An 18354-nucleotide genomic window follows, 5' to 3' on the forward strand; every position below is an offset into this window, starting at 1 on the left:
TGCTCCGGCCAGCAGATGGACGGGCAAGGCTAGGCTTCTTGGTGACGTTGGGGCTTCCGTTGGGTTCGAAGTCCCAACTGGAGCCTGCGCAGCGCCCGCCAGGCCGGAAACCACCCGCGAGAGGACAGGAGGCCCGCATGGTTGAGCTGCACGACCTCCCGGCGGTGGAGCTGCGGAACCTCCTGCGTACCGGAGAGGTGTCCGCGGTGGAGGCCGCCGCCCATTTCCTGGCCCGCATCGAACAGCGCAACCCCCTGCTGGGCGCCTTCATCACCGTCACCACCGGGCAGGCACTGGAACAGGCGAAGGCGGCTGATGCCCGCCGCTCCCGCACAGCCGGCGGCGATCTGCCCCTGCTGCATGGCATGCCGATTGCCTTCAAGGACCTCACCGATGTGGCCGGCGTGGTGACCACCCACGGCAGTGCCGCCCTGGACCACAAGCCCGCCCCGGCGGACGCCCCGCTGGTGGCCCTCTTCAAGGACGCCGGCGTGATCTCGCTGGGCAAGACCCAGGTGCCCGAATTCGGACTGACGGCCTACAGCGAAAACCGCATCGCCCCGCCGTCGCGCAATCCGCACGCACCCAGCAGGAGCCCGGGCGGGTCCTCCGGGGGCAGTGCAGCCGCCGTCGCGGCAGGGCTGCTCCCCTTTGCCCCGGGGACCGACGGCGGCGGATCAGTCCGCATCCCAGCTGCGGCCTGCGGACTCGTCGGGTTGAAGCCAGGCCGCGGGCTGGTGGCAGCCGGGGAGAGCGCGGGCGATCCCGCACGGCTGGTGGTGCCTGGTCCGCTCGCCCGGAACGCGGAGGACGCAGCGCTGATGATGGACGCCATGGCGCCCGGCGGCCACTACCTTGGGGCGCTTCGGCGGGAGCCGCCGCGCCTGAGGATCGGCATCACCCTGGACAGCCCCTGGTCCGGCACGTTCCCCTTCACCCCGGACCAGGAGGCCCTGGACGCGCTCCGCGCAGGCGAAAACCTCCTGGAACACGCGGGCCATACCCTTGGCGACGCCGCCATCCGTTACGACAACCGGTACCCGGACGCCTTCACCACCGCCTGGACGGCCGGGGTTGGCGCTGCCCGGATCAGCCCCGCACGCGAAGCCTCGCTGGCACCCCTCACCCGGACCTTCAGGCGGCGCGCCCAGCAACGCAGCCCGGCCAAGCTTGCCGAGTCGCTGGCATTCCTGCGCCGGTTCCAGCACGACACCCTGGCCCAGTACGGCGAGTGGGACCTGATGCTGATGCCCGCACTGGCGCAGACCCCGCGTCCGGTGGGCTGGTTCACCGGGACCGCCCACGGCAGTGAGCCTTGGCCGTCCGCCCAGTGGCCCGGAGACGCCGACGGCGACTACCGGAAGCAGTGCGAGTACGCGCCGTGGTCATCGATGGTGAACGTGTGCGGCCTGCCCGCCATCACTATTCCGGTGCACTGGACCGGCGGTTCCAGCGGCAGCGGGCTCCCCATGGGCATCCAACTGGTGGGCCCGATGGGTTCCGAGGCCGTCCTCCTGCAGGTCGCCCACCAGCTGGGTTTCTAGGGGCCACCCCGGTCCCCGCTGTTGACCTGAACCTAACGGCGGCTTAACCCGGCCGTAACCTGGCTTGACCAGACTGGTAAGGCGCCATCCCGTTTCCTCCACCATCAAGTGCTCCACGAGGAGTTGTCCTGCATGAACGCTGAAACCAACGCGACCGGCGCCGAAACGGACGCAACGGCTGCCGACGGCCGCCCGGACCTAAGCAACACCAACGTCAGGGAAGACCTCGCCATGACCGGCCGGTGCGCCCTGGTCCACCTGCCCACCGGCAGGACCTGCCTGCTTCCGCTGCGCCACCAGGGTCCGTGCGACTTCCATGGCCCGCAGGAGGCCCAGGACGTGGTGGCGGCCGGCAGCTAGCCCGAAGTAATCGCCGGCGCAGGAAATTTCCGGGCGCCAGCGTTTTTGACGTGCAGGCAGGGTCCCGGCGCAGGCGTTTGGCGCTGACTGTCGACTCCCGGAGGGATCAGGAGGACGATTAATAGGCAGTCACCATAAGGAGGTCTGTGATGTGCTACGCATCGAGCAAGGACTTTGGGTGGGGCGCCAGGAAAGAAACCACGCGCCGGCCTGAAGCGGAACCGTCAACCCCTGCGGAGACGCCGGAGAAGCCGGTCAAGGCACAGGATTTCACGTTCTGGGCCTTTCCCAAGTGGCGCAGGACGCCTGCGGCACGCACCCCCTCCGCTGAACGGAGCAAGGAGAGGGTCTGACGCCCGGGCCGGGTAACCGGGCAGGGGTCACGGAGGGGTCCTGACGGGGCCCCTCTGCCATGCCGGCACCGTTTCCAAACCCCGAGGTGCTGCAGCTGAGCCCGCCGCCGGCGTCGTCCGGTCGTTGTGCTGCGGCAACCAGGGCGTCTATGGTTGAACGATAAGCATGCTTAGCATTCGGGAAGAGGACGACTATGAGCGCAGGACAGAGTACGCCTACACCTGACAGGCAGCCGGAAACCGAACCTGGCACGGCACAGCCCACTCCCACGGCAACACCGGCGGGACGGCCTGCGGGTTATGGCAACGCGCCCTCCTACCGGGCGGATGGCCCGGAAGCCACGGGCACCGGGCCGACGGCGGGGGCTGCTCCCGAACGCAAAGTCACCCGTGCCGGGGTCATTTGGGCCGCGGTGGTGGCCGCCCTGGTCCTCTTGATCCTGCTGATCGTCTTTATCCTGCAGAACCAGGAGCTGGTGCTGGTGAAATTCCTGGGCTTTGAGGGCTCCGTCCCGCTGGGCATGGCGCTGTTCATCGCCGCCGTGACGGGCGGAGTGCTCGTAGCCGTCGCCGGCGGCGCGCGGATTCTGCAACTTCGCTCCAACGCCCACCGGGACAGGGCCGGGCAGCGCAGGTAACCGCGGCTGCCAGGCCGGCGCGGGAAAGGCTGGCGACAATGGGCAAGGTTGTGGTGGCCAACCACATGACGCTCGACGGCGTGATGCAGGGACCCGGCCGGCCCGACGAGGATACCCGCGGCGGCTTCAGCCACGGCGGTTGGGCTGTTCCCTATGCAGACCAGGCCACCGTCCACAAGATGGGCGAACGGATGGGCCCGGACCACGCCTTCCTGTTCGGACACCGCACTTACCGGCAGTTGCTGGAGTCCTGGAACCGGCAGGGCGGCCCCTTCAAGGACGCCCTGCTCAATACGCCCAGGTACGTCGCATCGAGGAATCCGGAAACCCACCTCGAGTGGCCCCATTCAACCCTCCTGCACGGTGACGTTGCCGCCGCCGTACAGGAACTGCGGGCAGGCACCAGCTCAAACCTGGTGGTCATGGGCAGCGGGGAGCTGATCCGCTCCCTCATGTCCGCCGGCCAGATCGACGAGTACCTGCTCATGATCCATCCCGTCGTCCTGGGCACGGGCCACCAACTTTTCGCCGGCGGCAGCCGCGCTGCGCTGCGGCTGGTGGAAGCGGAACCTACTGCCACCGGCGTCATCGTGGCCCTCTACACCCCCGACCGCCGGTAAGGGACAGCGCGAGCGGCCCAAACCGCCGTCGAGCGCATGCCCCACGCCGTGCCGCGCCCGTGCCGCGGTTCGCCCCGGCCAGGCCGGACCTGTCAGCGGGCTCCCAGGGTGGCGAACTTGCGGGCCCGTGCTGCCACGAGATCCGGCACGGGAGTGGACGCCACGGCGCCCAGTTCATATTCGATCGCCCTGGCCATCCGGGTGCAGAACTCGCGGGGCTCCAGTGAAGCATCCCCGCGCTCGTCCACAATGTGGTCCACCAGGCCGTTGGCGTGCAGGGCGGACACGTTGACCCCCTGGGCCTGCGCCATTGCGGGCGCGAAAGCGGTGGTCCGGTGCACGATGGCACTGGCCCCCTCCGGCGGCAGGGGCGAAAGCCAGCTGTGCTGGGCGGCGATGGTCCGGTCCGCCGGCAGCAGCGCCAGCGCCCCGCCACCGGCACCCTGGCCCAGCAGCACCGAGACCGACGGCGATTGCAGCCCGATCAGTTCGTGCAGCGACCTGGCGATCTCCCCTGCAAGGCCGCCTTCCTCCGCTTCCTGCGAGAGCGCCGCACCGGCAGTGTCGATGACGGTGAGCAGGGGAAGCCGCAGTTCCTCCGCGAGCTTCATCCCGCGGCGGGCCTCGCGCAGCGATCCGGGCCCCATCCCGGCCGCGTCCCTCCGGAGCGGACGGGCGTGGCCCAGCACAATGCAGGACTGGCCTCCGAAACGTGCCAGCGCGAGCAGCAGCCCCGGATCCTTTTCCCCCTGGCCCGTGCCGTTGAGGGGCAGCGCGTCGGTGGCGCCGAACTTCAGCAGTTGGCGCAGGTCGGGCCGACGCGGCCGGCGGGAAAGCTCGATGGACGTCCAGGCATCAACCGTTGACGGCCGGATGCCCAGGGTTTCGGGGGGAGCCGGCCGCACCTGGCCGGCCACGGGATCCCCCGGGGACAGCATGGCGAGTGCCCGGCCCACCAGGTCGGCAAGATCGCCCGGTTCCACCACCCCGTCGATCAATCCCTTGTGGAAGAGGTTCTCCGCCACCTGGACGTTCGCCGGGAACGGCTGGCCGTAGAGTGCCTCGTACACCCTGGGGCCCAGGAAACCCAGCAGGGCACCGGGCTCGGCCACGTTGATGTGTCCCAGGGATCCCCAGGACGCCATGACGCCCCCGGTGGTGGGGTGCCGGAGGTAGACAAGGTAGGGAAGGCCGGCCTGGCGGTGGGCACGGACAGCGCCGGTGATTTTGACCATGGACAGGAATGCAAGCGTCCCTTCCTGCATGCGGGTTCCGCCGGAGGCGGGGCCGGCCAGCAGGGGAAGCCCCTCAGCCGTGGCACGTTCGACGGCGGCAACAATCCTTTCCGCCGCCGCGTGGCCGATCGACCCGGCCAGGAAGGAGAATTCGCTGACGATCAGTGCCACCCGGCGGCCGCGGATGAGGCCGGCGCCGGTGAGCACGGATTCGTCGGCGCCGCTGCGCTCCCGGGCGCGGGCCAGGTCCTGCGCGTACTCCGCGGACAGGTCCGGCTGCTGCGGTTCCGTGTCCCAGGAAACGAAGGAGCCGGGGTCCACCACCGCGCCCAGCAGTTCGGCTGCGTTCATGTGCCGTACCTTTTCCGCCGTCGCCATGCCTACTTCGCCCCGGCTGCGGCAGAGGCCAGGCCCAGCCATTCCCGAATCGCCGGCCCGTCCTCGTCGAGCAAAGGCGGCGCGTCGTGTTCGGTGCGGGTGGTTTCGGCCGTGTCCCCCGGTGCGAAGAACCGCAGCGGCGGCCCGGGCAGGCTCACCTTGCCAAGGAGTGGATGCTGCACGTCCACCACCAGGCCCTGGGACGCCACCTGCTCCCAGGCGTACACCTCATCCAGGGAGCGGACCTTCCCTGCCGGGATCCCGGCGTCGTTCAGTTTGTCCAGCAGCTCCGCCGCGCCGTAGCCGGCAAAGACGCGTTCGACGGCGGCAACCACCCCGGCGCGGTTCCGCACCCTTTCGGCGTTGCTGGCAAAGCCCGGGGCGGCCGGGTCCAGGCCGAAGGCGGAGGCGAACGTGTGCCAGAGCTTCTCGCTGCCGACGCTGATCTGGACGCTCCCGTCCCTGCAGTTGAACAGGCCGTAGGGGGCGATGGAGGGGTGGTGGTTGCCCTGGGCGCGCGGCACCTCGCCGGCGATCGTGGTCCTGGTGCCCTGGAAGGCATGCACCCCGATCAGCGATGCCAGCAGGGAGGTGCGCACCACCTGGCCCCGGCCCGTGCTGTTCCGCTCGACCAGGGCCGCCAGGACGCCAACCGCCCCGTTCATGCCGGAGAGCAGGTCGGCGATGGGGACGCCCACGCGCTGGGGGTCGTCCGGCCCGGAACCGGTCAGGGACATGAGGCCGGCTTCGCCCTGGAGGATCTGGTCGTAGCCGCTGCGCTGGGATTCGGGTCCGTCGTGGCCAAAGCCGGTGATGGACAGGATCACCAGCCGGGGGTTGAGCGCGTGCATGGCGGCCGTGGAGAAGCCCAGCCTGTCCATCACGCCGGGCCGGAAGTTCTCGATCACCACGTCTGCCCGCTCCAGCAAGCCGCGGAGCACCGCCTGGCCGTCGCCGTTCTTCAGGTCCAGGCTGATGGACTCCTTATTGCGGTTGCAGGACATGAAGTAGGTGGACTGCAGGTCGTCTTCGGGACCGACGAACGGCGGGCCCCAGCCGCGGGTGTCATCCCCGGTGCCGGGGCTCTCCACTTTGATGACGCGGGCGCCAAGGTCCGCCAGCATCATGCCGGCGTGCGGTCCGGCCAGTGCCCGGCTGAGGTCGACCACGAGGTGTCCGGCCAGGGGGCCTCGGGTGGTTTCAGTTGTGCTCATGTGCTGGGTTTTCCTTTCTGAAGTGCGTGCGCCGGCCGGTCCGTTGGCGGCTACAGCCAGCCGGGGACCACCAGCGCCAGCCAGGCCAGGACGGGTCCTGCCACGATGACGATTCCGCTGTAGCCGAGGATCTGCTTGTAGAACCGGTCCTTGTCCACGCCCTCCGGCGCGTTGGCCAGGACCAGGGCGCCGTTGGTGGAGAAGGGCGAAACGTCCACGATGGTGGCTGAAACGGCGAGGGCGCAGATGACACCGACGGCACCGATCTCGCCCGTGGAGAGGAACGGCACGGCGAGCGGGATGAGTGCGGCCAGGATGGCCGTGGACGATGCGAAGGCGGACACCACGGCGCCGATGAAGCAAATGATGAGTGCGGCCAGGAGCGGCATGCCCATTCCGGCGACGCCGCCGGAGACGAATTCGATGGTGCCGGCTTCCTCCAGCACGCCGACGAAGGTCAGCATGCCGCAGATCAGCAGCACGGTGGACCAGCTGATCTTGTTGATGGCGCCTTTTTGGGCTGCGGGTGAGACCAGGGCCAGGACTATGGCGATGGTGATGGAAACGAATCCGACGTCCATCTTGAAGCCGAGGGCCACGACGGCCAGCACGATCAGGCCGGCAATGGTGACGAGCTGCGGAATCCGCTCCCTGCGCTCCTTGGTGGCGGCAACGCCGTCACCTGCGGGGTCGCGGGGCCCGTACATGCCGGATCCGAATCCCTTGAAGGGAACGTCCGCGCCGGCCTTGGCGCCGACACTGACTGCCATGCGCGCCTCCGCTGCCTGTTCCACGAACTGGCCCACCCGAGAGGACAGGAGGTTCCTGCCGCCCAGGACGACGAAGAGGACCAGCGCGATGACCAGGTTGAAGACCAGGCTCGAGAGGAACAGCGCCGTGGGGCTGAAGGCGAGGTCGGTCTTGGCCAGGATGCCGTTGACAGTGACGCCGTAGACAGCGATGGGCGAGAAGCCGCCGGCCTGGGCGCCATGGATGACCATCATGCCCATCAGGAGCGGGCTGATCTTGTACTTGCCCGCAAAGCTCAGGGCGATGGGGGCAATGATGGCGACGGCGGCGGGAGAGAGCGCGCCCACGGCCGTGATGACGGCGGTGATCGCGAACATGACCCATGGGATCAGGGCGACGCGGCTGCCCACCAACTTGACGGCACCGCGCACCAGGAGGTCGATGGTGCCGTTGTTCTGGGCGATGGCGAACAGATACGTGACGCCCACGATGGTCAGGAAGAGGCCGCCGGGAAAGTTGGCCAGAATCTCGTTGGTGGACATGCCCAGCACCACGGAGCCGAGCAGGAAGGCACCGACGAACGCGAGGGCACCCATATTGAGGGGCAGGACGGTGGCGAGCAGGAACATCGCCGCCAGGATGATGATCGACAAGACAGGAGCGGACATCGTTGGTCCTCCGTTGGGGGAAAGAATGTGACGTGAGTTACTGGCTCACTGGACTAGCCTCTTAGACAGTGAGTCTATCTGTCAATAGAACGAGGGAGTATTCTGGACAGGGACAACCCCAAGGGAGGGCTTTGTGGAGAAGACTGCACGGATGGGCCTGGAACGCGTCACGCGGCCACGGCTCTACGAACAGCTGGTGGAGCAGATCCTCGCCTACATCGAGTCGGCCCAGCTGCGTCCCGGCGACCTCCTGCCCGCGGAGCGCGACCTTGCCGAGCGGCTGGGAGTTTCCCGCGCTACCCTCGCCCAGGCCCTGGTGGCCTTGGAAGTACTGGGGGTCATTGACGTGCAGCATGGCACCGGGGCTGTCCTGGCCCGCCGTCCAAGCGTGGCCTCGGTGATCAAGGGCCTGCGCGAACACCAGAGCCGGCTGCCGGAAATCGTGGAGGCACGCAGCACGCTCGAAGTGAAGTTGGCGGCACTGGCGGCCGAGCGGCGGACGGAGGAGGACCTCGCCGCCATCGACAATGCGCTGGACGTCATGGCGCAGGAAATCAACGACGGCGACCGCGGCACGCATGGCGACGAACTGTTCCACCAGGCCATCACCGCCGCGGCGCATTCCTCGGTCCTGGCGCAACTGATGGCCTTTATCGCGGAGATGATCCTGGAGACCCGGATGGAGTCCCTGGGCCAGCCCGGGCGGCCCGAGCAGTCACTGGCGTCCCACCGGAAAATCACCGATGCCATCAGGGCGCAGGATCCGCGGGCCGCCGCCGACGCCATGCTGGCCCACATCGAGCTGGTCTCGGACGTGGAACTGCTCCGCTAGCAGCAGGCCGCCCGGGACTCCAGGGTGCGGCTAGAAGGTCCCGGTGTTGGACCCGGCACTGCCCGCGACGGCCAGGCCGATAATGAGCAGCAGCCAGATGGCGCCGTACCCCAGCAGGCAAAGGTAGCCCAGCACCAGGCCCGTGAAGGACATCCCCCTGCCGGACGGTTCCCGACGCAGGGCCAGGTGGCCGGTGGCAATGGCAGCGATTTGGGGCAGCATGAGCCACCCCATGATGACCGAGGCGATACCGCAGACCATGCTGGCGATGCTGAGGGTCTTGGGCTCAACAGGCCTGCCGTAGTAGGACTGCTGACCGAAGTATCGCGGCTGGCCGTACTGGGAGTTGCCGTACTGGGAGGCGCCGTACTGGCCCTGGTTGTACGAAGCCTGGCGATATGGGGCCTGGCCGTAGGGTGCCTGGCTGTAGGGCGGCTGCCCGGACTGGGACTGCCCGGACTGCGGCGGCTGGTAGCTGGGCCAGGGTGAATCGCCGTTCTGGCGGTCGGGCCCCTGGGATGGCTGGTTGCTCATGGTTTCTCCCCTGCGAATTCTGGCTACAGCCTACTTCAGTGCAGGACCAGGCGGATGGCCAGGAAGACCATGAGGAGGCCGATGCCGGCGTCTATCCATCGCCAGGCCCGGGGGCTGCGGAGCACACCGGCCAGCCCCCTGGCCCCGTACCCCAGGGCGGAGAACCACAGGACGCTTCCCGTCACGGCTCCGCCGGCGAAGACCCACCGCAGGCCGGCGCCCTGCTGGTTGGCGAGGCTGCCCAGCAACACCACCGTATCCAGGTAGACATGCGGGTTGAGGAAGGTCAGCGCGGCCGTCGTGGCGATCACCGAGTTCTTCGACCTGGGCTCCTGCTCCGCCAGCGATGAAGGCCTCAGGGCTGCCATGAAGGAGCGCACTGCGAACCAGAGCAGGTAGGCAGCACCGGCCCAGCGAAGGACCTCCAACGCCTCGGGAAAGCGGCTCACCAGTGCGCCGATTCCTGCCGTTCCGCCCAGGATCAGCACGGCGTCGCCGGCCATGCATACGGCCACGACCGCGCCGACGTGTTCCTTCCGGACGCCCTGGCGCAGCACAAACGCGTTCTGAGCGCCGATTGCCACGATCAGTGCCAGCCCGGTCAGCAGTCCTGTAATTCCCGCAGTCCACATGCCCTCGACGGTACGGTCACCCGCAAATGTAGGCAAATAAATGATTCTTGGGGATCATTAGAATAGCTTCATGAATGTGGAACACTTGAGGGCCCTCGCGGCAGTCATCGATGAGGGAACATTCGAGGCGGCGGCAGACCTGCTCCGGATCACACCATCCGCGGTGAGCCAGCGGATCAAGGCACTGGAAACCTCCGTGGGCCAGGTCCTGGTCCGCCGCCGGGTGCCGTGCGCGACTACCGACGCCGGGGCGCTGCTGCTGCGGATGGCCCGTCAGGTGCAGGTGCTGGAAGCGGAGACGTCGGCGGCACTGGGCACGGGCCCGGCCGCCAGGGCGCACTTGCCCGTGGCAGTCAACGCGGATTCGCTGGCCACCTGGTTCCTGCCGGTGCTTGGCGATGCCGCCGGGTGGGAGGACTCTGCCCTCAACCTGCACCTGGAGGACCAGGGGTTCAGCAGCCAGCTTCTCCGTGAGGGCGAGGTGATGGGGGCCGTGACCTCGGATCCCGTGCCGGTCAGCGGATGCCGGGTGGAACCGCTGGGCTTGATGCGGTACATCCCGGTGGCCGCACCCGGCCTGCGCCACCGCTTTTGGGGCTCCGGACGTCTCGACTGGGCGGCCATGCCGGTCCTGAAATTCAACAGCAAGGACACTCTCCAGCAGCAGTTGCTCACCCACAAGGACGTCTCCCGGCAACCACCAACCCACACCATCCCCTCTTCCCAGGGGTTCCTCGCGGCCATCAAGGCCGGCCTGGGCTGGGGAATGATCCCGGAACTCCAGCTGGCGGATGAGCTGGAGCTGGACTCCCTGGTGCGGCTGGACGAGGACGGCCACGAGGATGTGGCTCTCTACTGGCAGGCCTGGACCCTGGATTCGGAACGGCTCAACCGCCTTACCGCCGCCGTCCGCAGCGCCGCGCGCGAACGGCTGCGGGCGGTGGATGCCGACGGCCCTAGCGGCCCAAGTAGGGCAGGATATACACGGCGAAAATGACGAAGGCTGCCAGCAGGGCGAGCTTCGCGCCGCTGGTTCCCGCGGGCTGCTGCGCCTTGCTGTTCCGGCCGTGCCTGCCCCGGCCAGCATGGTCCGCCGTATGCTGTCCCGCCGGCTTCGCTGCGCGGTGCCCTGCCTGCTTGGCCGGGTGCTGGGCCGCCTGTTTTTCAGCATCCCGTCCCGCCTGGTTTCCTTTCGGAGGAAGCCCGCGCCCCGCGGGGTGCCTTGCCCTGCTGTGGCTTCGGCCCGCTCCCTGGGAAGGGCGGAGTCCACCGTGCGGGGACTGCACGTGCGGGGCTTCCACGTCCGGCGCCACAGCGGGACCGGCCGGCGGCAGCGCTCCGGCCGGCCGCACCACAGTTCCGGGCCGCACATTCCGCAGGGCCGTGATGCCCGGTTCCTGCTCATGGGTCAGCAGCTGGCCCAATTGTTCGTAGAGTCCCACCACGGCTTGCTGGTCGAGCACCGCGGGCAACGCTGCAATCGCGTCCACCACGCGCTGCGAACCGGCCACGGCAACGTCCGACGCCGTCACGCCGAAGAGGTCCGGCTGGGCCGCCATGCAGATGAGGGGACGCACCAATCTGCGGTGCGGGGGCGGCAGCACCGAGGCCACGGCGGCGCACTGGGCCAGTGCACCTTCCACCGCCTGGGTCCGCGCATAACGGCCCTGCCACAGGACACCGGAGGCTACCCGCACTTCACCGGTCCAGTTTTTCGAATCGACCACCACTACCCCGCCGGGTCCCACCAGGACGTGGTCGAGGTTCGCCTTGGGCCGGCCCGGCCAGTGCACGTCGTGGAGTACATACCAGCCGCGCGGTACCAGTTCACTGAGCTTGTCTGCCACCACCCGCTCCCCCACCGAGCCCGCGTCCCATGCCTTCGTGCAGCGCTCGGCCTCGTCCAGCTGGCGCTTGAGCCGGGCCACACGCTCGGCCGCCAGCCTGGACTGCTCCGCTGCCCCGTCTCCTGCCCCCATTGGACGTCCCCGTTTCCTTGCCGGACAGGACGACGGCGGCGGCCCGCCGTCGTCCGTTCCTTTCGGTCATTTCGTGGAATTTCCTTGAAATTAGCAGGGCGCCGAAGGCCCGGTATATAGGTACTTTCCGGACGGTGTACTCAGGTGGACTACTTGGTTGGCGCCGTCACGGCAGGTCACAGGGGCCGCATTTCGGGCGGGTCGTTTTGACTCGTGCCAGGTTCTGGCATGCTGGAGCCATGGCTAGCCGCGCGGGCACAGTTGCCCAACCCCAGGACCTTGTTGACATCACTGCGCTCCTTGACGCGTACTACGACATCGCACCGGACCTCAGTGATCCGGGCCAGCGCGTGGTGTTCGGCACCTCGGGGCACCGGGGGTCCAGCCTCAAGTCCTCGTTCAACGAGCAGCACATCGTGGCCATCACCCAGGCCATCGTGGAGTACCGGGCCGCGCAGGGCGTCACCGGCCCGCTGTTCCTGGCGAAGGACACGCACGCGCTGAGCGAGCCCGCCCAGAACTCCGCCCTCGAGGTGCTCGCCGCCAACGGCGTCCAGGTGCTGGTGGATGCCCGCCACGGCTACACCCCCACCCCGGCCCTGAGCCACGCCATCCTCACCTATAACCGGAAGGCTGCGCCGGGGGCCCCGCAGGCAGACGGCATCGTCGTGACGCCGAGCCACAACCCGCCCGCGGACGGCGGCTTCAAGTACAACCCTCCGCACGGCGGCCCTGCGGACTCGGACGCCACCGGGTGGATCGCCAACCGGGCGAATGAACTGCTCGAGAACGGCCTGCGCGGCGTAAAGCGGATTCCGCTCGCAGACGCCCAGGCCGCTGACACCACCGGCAAATTCGACTTCCTCAGCAGCTACGTGGACGACCTTCCGTCCGTCCTGAACCTGGACGCCATCCGCGACGCCGGCGTCCGGATCGGTGCGGACCCCATGGGTGGCGCGTCCGTGGACTACTGGGGCGAGATTGCCGAGCGCCACCACCTCAACCTCACGGTGGTGAACCCCACCGTGGACCCGCAGTGGGCCTTCATGACCCTGGACTGGGACGAGAAGATCCGGATGGACTGCTCCTCGCCGTCGGCCATGGCCTCGCTGATCCAACGGATGTCGGACGCCGCCGCCTCCGGCCAGGCAGCCTTTGATATCGCCACCGGCAACGACGCCGACGCCGACCGGCACGGCATCGTCACCCCTGACGGCGGCCTGATGAACCCCAACCACTACCTGGCCGTGGCCATCGACTACCTCTACCGCAACCGCAGCGGCTGGAACCCGGCCTCCGTGGTCGGCAAGACCCTGGTGTCCTCCTCCATCATCGACCGGGTGGCCGAAAGCCTGGGCCGCAAGCTCGTAGAGGTTCCCGTGGGCTTCAAGTGGTTCGTGCCGGGCCTGCTCTCAGGCGAGGGTGCCTTCGGTGGCGAGGAATCCGCAGGCGCCTCCTTCAATAAGCTGGACGGCAGCGTCTGGACCACGGACAAGGACGGCATCCTGCTGGCCCTCCTGGCTTCCGAAATCACCGCGGTCACCGGCAAGTCCCCATCGCAGCTGTACAAGGGGCTGACGGACCAGTTCGGCGCTCCCGTCTACGCCCGGATTGATGCCGCGGCCACCCGCGAGCAGAAGGCCAAGCTGGGCAAGCTCTCCGCCAGTGACGTCACCGCCACGCAGCTGGCAGGGGAAGAAATCACCGCCAAGCTCACGGAGGCTCCGGGCAACGGCGCAGCCATCGGTGGCCTCAAGGTGGTCACGGAGAACGCCTGGTTCGCGGCCCGGCCCTCCGGCACCGAGGACGTGTACAAGATCTACGCCGAGTCCTTCAAGGGCGAGGAGCACCTCAAGCAGGTGCAGACCGAGGCCAAGGCGCTGGTGGACAGCGTCATCGCCTAGCCGCCGGCATCAAGGCTCCACAGCCGGAGGACCTGCCTGATGGCGTGGTCCCCGCCAGGGGCCATGTCCACCAGGGCGACGCGGTCGAGCACGACTGCGTCGCCCCGGTGGAGGCGTTTGCTGCCGTGGTGTGAGATGTGCGGCCGGTAGCCTGCGAGGGTGTGGCGCGGGGTGAGGATCCTGCCGCCGACCTCCGGCACCAGGTCCACCAGCTGTTCATGAAGCTGCTGCAGGGCCCGGTTTGGGGCCACGAGATTGACCGGCACGCTTCCGTCGCGGCCGAACCCGGCGTCCGCCCCCACCGTCAGCGGGGTGCCCAACGCTGCGGCAACCGGGACGTCGGCGAGCCCTGCGAGGCGTTCGGCGACGTCCGCACCCGCCGCATTGCCGGCGTCGAACCTCACGTCGAACCTCACCAGGGTGATGTGCAGCGGCCAGTCCGTCCGCGGGAAAACCTGGCCCTCAGCCACCGGCTCCACGAAGGCCACAAAGATGAGGTTCCGCATCGGCATGCCCCCAGTCTCCCACCCGCCCGTCAGACGCCCCATCACCTTTCGCCCTTAAAAACACAACGCCCCATCACCTCCCGCCCCTTAAAACCCAACGCCCCCATCAGTAGGTGATGGCGCGTTGGGGAAAAGGGGGTTAAAGGTGATGGGGCGTTGGGAATAAGGGGGCAGGAAGTGATGGCGCGCCCGGGGAGGGTTAGACGGTGCGGACGGCCTCGTCATAGGAAAACTTGGGCTTGGCGTCGCCCCAGGCGTCGGCACCGGGCTGGCCGATGTTGACCACCAGGAAGCTCTTCTGGTCGCCGGCCGGGAAGAAGGCGGCGTCGATGGCGGCGAAGTCGGCACCGGTCATCGGGCCGGCGGCGAAGCCGAGCGAGCGGACGGCCAGGATGAAGTAGCCCGCCTGCAGATGGGCATTGTTGTTTCCCGTGGCCGCGGCGAGCTCCGGGTCGGCGTCGTACATGGCCTTGGGGGCGTTGTAGCCGGGCAGGAACTCGTCCCACTTGCCGGCCCAGTCGGTGTCGTAGCTGAGGATGGCCACGAGCGGGGCGGAGGCAGTCTTGGCCTGGTTGCCGCGGGACAGCGCGTCCACCAGGGTGGCGCGGGCTTCGGGCGACCGGACATAGGTCACGCGCAGCGGCTGGGAGTTGAAGGCCGTGGGGCCGAACTTGGTGAGCTCATAGATGGCCCGGGCCTGCTCGTCGGTCACCTCGCCGGTGAACGAGTTGGCGGTTCGGGCCTGGGCGAAGATGGCGTCCACGGCTGCCGAATCGATAACCGCTTCTTCATGGGCAATGGTCATTGGCTTACCTTTCGCTGCGCCTCCCCGCCAGCTGGGGTGGCCTCTGTGCTTTCCATAGTTGCAACTTCAACTGCTTCGGTCCTCTTCCCATGACGGCAGGTGACGTTGGCCACAGCAGGCGGCCGGGAATTACTTGGCGGTATTCTTGACCGAGTTATTCTTTGCCCCCTCGCGGCACCCCCTGAAAGGCATTCCTTCCCATGAGCATGCTTGGAATCAAATGGAAGCTGCACGGCACCGGCAAGACCATCAATCCCGGACAGGTGGTGGCCCCGGATGAGCGCCTGGCCTGGCCCCTGACGATCGGCGTGGGAATGCAGCACGTGGTGGCCATGTTCGGCGCCACGTTCCTGGTTCCCATCATCACCGGGATGCCGCCGGCCACCACCCTGTTTTTCTCGGGGATCGGCACGCTGCTGTTCCTGGTGATCACCAAGGGCCGGGTGCCCAGCTACCTTGGCTCAAGCTTCGCCTTCATCGCGCCCATCACGGCCTCCCAGGCGCAGTTCGGCATCCCCGGCGCCCTGGGCGGCGTGGTGCTGGCCGGGGCGACCCTGGCGCTGGTGGGTGCGGTGGTGCAGAAGTTCGGCGCCGGATGGATCAACCGGCTCATGCCGCCGATCGTCACCGGCGCCATCGTGGCGCTGATCGGCCTGAACCTCGCCCCCGCCGCCAAGCAGAACTTCGATGCGGCGCCCATCACGGCCCTGGTCACGCTGGTCACCATCATCCTGGTCAGCGTCCTGTTCCGCGGGATCCTGGGCAGGCTCAGCATCCTGGTGGGCGTGGTGGTGGGCTACCTGGTGGCGATGCTCCGCGGCGAGGTGAAGTACGACAAGATGGACGCCGCAGCCTGGGTGGGCCTGCCGCACTTCCAAACGCCCGAGTTCCACATCGGCGTCCTGGGCCTGTTCGTCCCGGTGGTCCTGGTGCTGGTGGCGGAAAACATCGGCCACGTGAAGTCCGTCGCCGCCATGACGGGGCAGAACCTCGACGGCGTCTCCGGGCGCGCGCTGATGGCTGACGGTGCCGCCACGGTACTGGCAGGCCTCGGCGGCGGGTCCGGCACCACCACGTACGCCGAAAATATCGGCGTCATGGCTGCCACCAAGGTGTATTCGACGGCGGCCTACTGGGTGGCGGGCATGTTCGCCATCCTGCTCAGCTTCTCGCCCAAGTTCGGCGAACTGATCGCCACCGTCCCGGCAGGCGTGCTGGGCGGCGCGGCCACCATGCTGTACGGCATGATCGGCATCCTGGGTGTCAAGATCTGGGTGCAGAACAAGGTGAACTTCGCCAACCCGGTCAACCTGACCACCGCCGCAGTGGCCCTGATCATCGGCATCGCCGACTACACCTGGACTATCGGCGACCTGAAGTTCACCGGGATCGCGCTGGGATCCGCCGCCGCCCTGGTGATCTACCACGGCATGAAGGCCATCGCGAAGGCACGCGGGACCGTGGCGGAACCCGAAACGGAGCCGGGCGTGCTGCCACCCGCGGCGAAGGCCGCAGCAAAAGCTGCAGCCAAGGCCGAGGGCAAGCGTTCCCCCAGGAAGCGGTAGCGGCCTCAGGCAACCCTGTCCGGGGCCGCCCCCTCTTCCGGTCCCAGCCGGAAGCCGGCGGCCATGCCGGACGAGGAGGCCTGGACTGCCGGGTGGCCGGGAGGAAACGGGCCGGGACGGCCCTGGCCGAACACCGGACCGGGCAGCGGGCGCTTGGCCCTCAGGAGGTCGTCAGCCTGGTGGGGCCGCAGCCGCTTGAGCACCCAGGGCACAAAGTACTGCCGCGCCCACACCAGGTCCTCGGCCCGGGCCTGGGTCCACCCATGGACCGGAAGCGGACGCGGCTGGAGCGGCTTGAGTCCGTGGGGCACGCCCAGGGCGTCGAGGGTTGCCACGGCCACCGAGTGGTGGCCCAGCGGCGACAGGTGCAGGCGGTCCGGATCCCACATCAGCGCATGCTGGAGCTCCGGCAGGCACCACAGGTCCACCATAATGGCATGGTTCCGGACCGCGATCCTGTGCAGGTGCTCGTTGTAGATGGCCACCCGGCCGCGGATCTTGCCGAAGACCGGCGTGTTGCCCCAGTCCGGTCCCGCGAACAGGAGCACGGTGGCGCCCGTGGCTGACAGCGTGCCGATGGCCTGGTCGAGCTTTTCTGCCAGCTTGTCGGGGTCGCCCCGTTTGAAGATAATGTCGTTGCCCCCGGCAGCCACGGCCACCAGGTCCGGCTTCAGGGACAGCGCCGGCGCCAGCTGCCTGTCCAGGATCTGCTTCAGCAGCATGCCGCGGATGGCCAGGTTTGCATAGGCGAAGTCCGGATCGCTGGACGCCAGTTCCTCCGCAACCCGGTCCGCCCAGCCCCGGAATCCGCCCAGGCTGAGCGGTTCGGGATCGCCAATCCCTTCGGTGTAGGAGTCTCCGAGGGCAACGAACCGGTGCCAGGGGTGCCTGCCCGGTCCTTCCGCAACGGAACGCAGTTCCTGCTTCTCGACGGTCATGCCGTCCTCCCTTCTGCGGCGGACGGAGGTTCCTTCCCCGTCCGGGCATTCCTGCGGGGGGACGTTCCGGTTGGAAAGTCCCGCCCCGCCGCCGGCGGCCGCGGCAGCTCCGCCACGCCGTCGTACGTTTCCTGCCGCAGCCCCGAAGGCTGCCCGGCCCCGCGGTCCAGCCCACCGGGGGCCACAACGTTCAGGGCCGCGTCCCGGAGGTCCAGTTCATGGTGCAGCGCCTGCGTCTGCAGGAACCGCAGCGCGCCCTCCCGGGTGAGTCCGTATTCGTTCATGAGGCTGCGCACGGCCAGGTCCACCAGGACCAGGGAGCTTTGGACGACGGCGAGGCCCGCCGTCGCCTCCGCCCGCCCGGCCACGCGGAGCACAACCCGCAGCGCCCGGGCCACCTCTCGTGCGTAATTCCGGCTGCTGACCAGGTCGTCGCTGGTGAAGGTGTGCGGCTCCGACGCGTAAAGGCTGATCGCTGCGCTGGTGCCGCCTTCGGAAAGGATGGGGACGGCGAGGAGGGACTGGACCCCGTGGGCGGCGGCAGCACTGGCGTAACCCGGCCAGCGGCGGTCCATGCCCAGGTCTGACACCAGGACGAACTCCCCGCTGCGGACCGCCTCCATGACCGGGCCGTCCGAAAACGAGCATTGCTCCCGGTCCGCCTCGCGCGCCTGCTCCGTACTGGCCGTGAGCGCGCGGCCTTTGCCCAGCCGGAAGAGGGTGGCCGCCCAGCCGATGCCGCGCCGGTCGCCGTCAATTCCCGCCATCAGGTCATGGGTGACTTCCCAGAGATAGTTTTCGACATCCTTGCTGTCGAAAACCGGCTCCGGGGTAACTGGAAGCGGTCCCCAGCCAACCTGCCCCGTGGGATCAGCGGCCATGTTCCAGCCTTGCTATTA

Annotated in this window: 18 protein-coding genes; 8 read left to right on the top strand and 10 right to left on the bottom strand. The window is 68.3% G+C overall.

What is annotated here, in order from left to right; translation table 11 throughout:
• Nucleotides 1-137 precede the first annotated feature (137 nt).
• From RM50_RS03805 to RM50_RS03825, 4 genes are all read left to right on the top strand, one after another.
• Complete coding sequence (locus RM50_RS03805) at nt 138-1544, top strand: amidase (protein ID WP_043450133.1); 1407 nt, start codon at nt 138-140, stop codon at nt 1542-1544.
• Nucleotides 1545-1676: 132 nt separating this feature from the next.
• Nucleotides 1677-1904, top strand: a complete 228-nt coding sequence (locus RM50_RS03810) for a hypothetical protein (protein ID WP_043450135.1) — start codon at nt 1677-1679, stop codon at nt 1902-1904.
• A gap of 547 nt (nt 1905-2451) precedes the next feature.
• Nucleotides 2452-2895: a LapA family protein gene (locus RM50_RS03820; protein ID WP_043450140.1), complete on the top strand. Its 444-nt coding sequence runs from the start codon at nt 2452-2454 to the stop codon at nt 2893-2895.
• A 38-nt stretch (nt 2896-2933) separates the two neighbouring features.
• Nucleotides 2934-3515 carry a dihydrofolate reductase family protein gene (locus tag RM50_RS03825; RefSeq protein ID WP_043450142.1) on the top strand — a complete coding sequence of 194 codons (582 nt, stop codon included), beginning with the start codon at nt 2934-2936 and terminating at the stop codon, nt 3513-3515.
• Between the two features lie 92 nt (nt 3516-3607).
• Here the strand turns inward: RM50_RS03825 and RM50_RS03830 are convergent, their stop codons facing one another.
• From RM50_RS03830 to RM50_RS03840, 3 genes are read right to left on the bottom strand one after another with little or no spacing between them, the layout of a single operon-like run.
• Nucleotides 3608-5128, bottom strand: a complete 1521-nt coding sequence (locus RM50_RS03830) for a carboxyl transferase domain-containing protein (RefSeq protein ID WP_043450144.1) — start codon at nt 5126-5128, stop codon at nt 3608-3610.
• A gap of 2 nt (nt 5129-5130) precedes the next feature.
• Nucleotides 5131-6342 carry a CaiB/BaiF CoA transferase family protein gene (locus RM50_RS03835; protein WP_043450147.1) on the bottom strand — a complete coding sequence of 404 codons (1212 nt, stop codon included), beginning with the start codon at nt 6340-6342 and terminating at the stop codon, nt 5131-5133.
• 50 nt (nt 6343-6392) lie between these two features.
• Entirely contained in the window at nt 6393-7760 is a 1368-nt protein-coding gene (locus tag RM50_RS03840; protein ID WP_043450149.1) for an SLC13 family permease, read from the bottom strand.
• A gap of 133 nt (nt 7761-7893) precedes the next feature.
• On the opposite strand from RM50_RS03840, the gene RM50_RS03845 reads away from it, so the two are divergent.
• Nucleotides 7894-8592, top strand: a complete 699-nt coding sequence (locus RM50_RS03845; RefSeq protein ID WP_043450151.1) for a FadR/GntR family transcriptional regulator — start codon at nt 7894-7896, stop codon at nt 8590-8592.
• A gap of 30 nt (nt 8593-8622) precedes the next feature.
• Here RM50_RS03845 and RM50_RS03850 read toward each other — a convergent pair whose 3' ends face one another.
• Nucleotides 8623-9126 carry a DUF4190 domain-containing protein gene (locus RM50_RS03850; protein ID WP_043450154.1) on the bottom strand — a complete coding sequence of 168 codons (504 nt, stop codon included), beginning with the start codon at nt 9124-9126 and terminating at the stop codon, nt 8623-8625.
• 35 nt (nt 9127-9161) lie between these two features.
• Complete coding sequence (locus RM50_RS03855; protein ID WP_043450329.1) at nt 9162-9758, bottom strand: LysE/ArgO family amino acid transporter; 597 nt, start codon at nt 9756-9758, stop codon at nt 9162-9164.
• A 70-nt stretch (nt 9759-9828) separates the two neighbouring features.
• Between RM50_RS03855 and RM50_RS03860 the strand changes: the two genes are divergently transcribed.
• Nucleotides 9829-10755, top strand: coding sequence for a LysR family transcriptional regulator ArgP (locus tag RM50_RS03860; protein ID WP_043450158.1), 927 nt, complete (start codon nt 9829-9831; stop codon nt 10753-10755).
• On the opposite strand, the gene RM50_RS03865 is transcribed toward RM50_RS03860, so the two are convergent.
• Nucleotides 10715-11737 carry a nuclease-related domain-containing protein gene (locus RM50_RS03865; protein WP_043450161.1) on the bottom strand — a complete coding sequence of 341 codons (1023 nt, stop codon included), beginning with the start codon at nt 11735-11737 and terminating at the stop codon, nt 10715-10717. The genes RM50_RS03860 and RM50_RS03865 overlap by 41 nt on opposite strands.
• A 239-nt stretch (nt 11738-11976) precedes the next feature.
• Here RM50_RS03865 and pgm point away from each other — a divergent pair, with 239 nt between their 5' ends.
• Nucleotides 11977-13641 carry a phosphoglucomutase (alpha-D-glucose-1,6-bisphosphate-dependent) gene (pgm, locus tag RM50_RS03870; RefSeq protein ID WP_043450164.1) on the top strand — a complete coding sequence of 555 codons (1665 nt, stop codon included), beginning with the start codon at nt 11977-11979 and terminating at the stop codon, nt 13639-13641.
• On the opposite strand, the gene RM50_RS03875 is transcribed toward pgm, so the two are convergent.
• Together RM50_RS03875 and RM50_RS03880 are read right to left on the bottom strand one after the other, a co-directional pair.
• The gene (locus RM50_RS03875; RefSeq protein ID WP_043450330.1) at nt 13638-14147 is read right to left on the bottom strand and encodes a 2'-5' RNA ligase family protein; all 510 of its coding nucleotides are present in this window, start codon (nt 14145-14147) and stop codon (nt 13638-13640) included. The two genes, pgm and RM50_RS03875, sit on opposite strands and share 4 nt — an antisense overlap.
• Before the next feature lie 199 nt (nt 14148-14346).
• Nucleotides 14347-14952: a malonic semialdehyde reductase gene (locus RM50_RS03880; protein WP_043450165.1), complete on the bottom strand. Its 606-nt coding sequence runs from the start codon at nt 14950-14952 to the stop codon at nt 14347-14349.
• 200 nt (nt 14953-15152) lie between these two features.
• Here RM50_RS03880 and RM50_RS03885 point away from each other — a divergent pair, with 200 nt between their 5' ends.
• A complete protein-coding gene (locus RM50_RS03885) occupies nt 15153-16517 on the top strand; it encodes a uracil-xanthine permease family protein (RefSeq protein WP_043450168.1) in 1365 nt (454 codons plus the stop codon).
• A gap of 5 nt (nt 16518-16522) precedes the next feature.
• Here RM50_RS03885 and RM50_RS03890 read toward each other — a convergent pair whose 3' ends face one another.
• Nucleotides 16523-17455: an SGNH/GDSL hydrolase family protein gene (locus RM50_RS03890; RefSeq protein ID WP_043450170.1), complete on the bottom strand. Its 933-nt coding sequence runs from the start codon at nt 17453-17455 to the stop codon at nt 16523-16525.
• Complete coding sequence (locus tag RM50_RS03895) at nt 17452-18336, bottom strand: GAF domain-containing protein (protein ID WP_043450171.1); 885 nt, start codon at nt 18334-18336, stop codon at nt 17452-17454. The genes RM50_RS03890 and RM50_RS03895 overlap by 4 nt, the downstream gene beginning before the upstream one ends.
• Nucleotides 18337-18354: the final 18 nt, after the last annotated feature.

This window comes from Pseudarthrobacter phenanthrenivorans (genome assembly GCF_000813845.1).
GTDB lineage: Bacteria > Actinomycetota > Actinomycetes > Actinomycetales > Micrococcaceae > Arthrobacter > Arthrobacter phenanthrenivorans_B.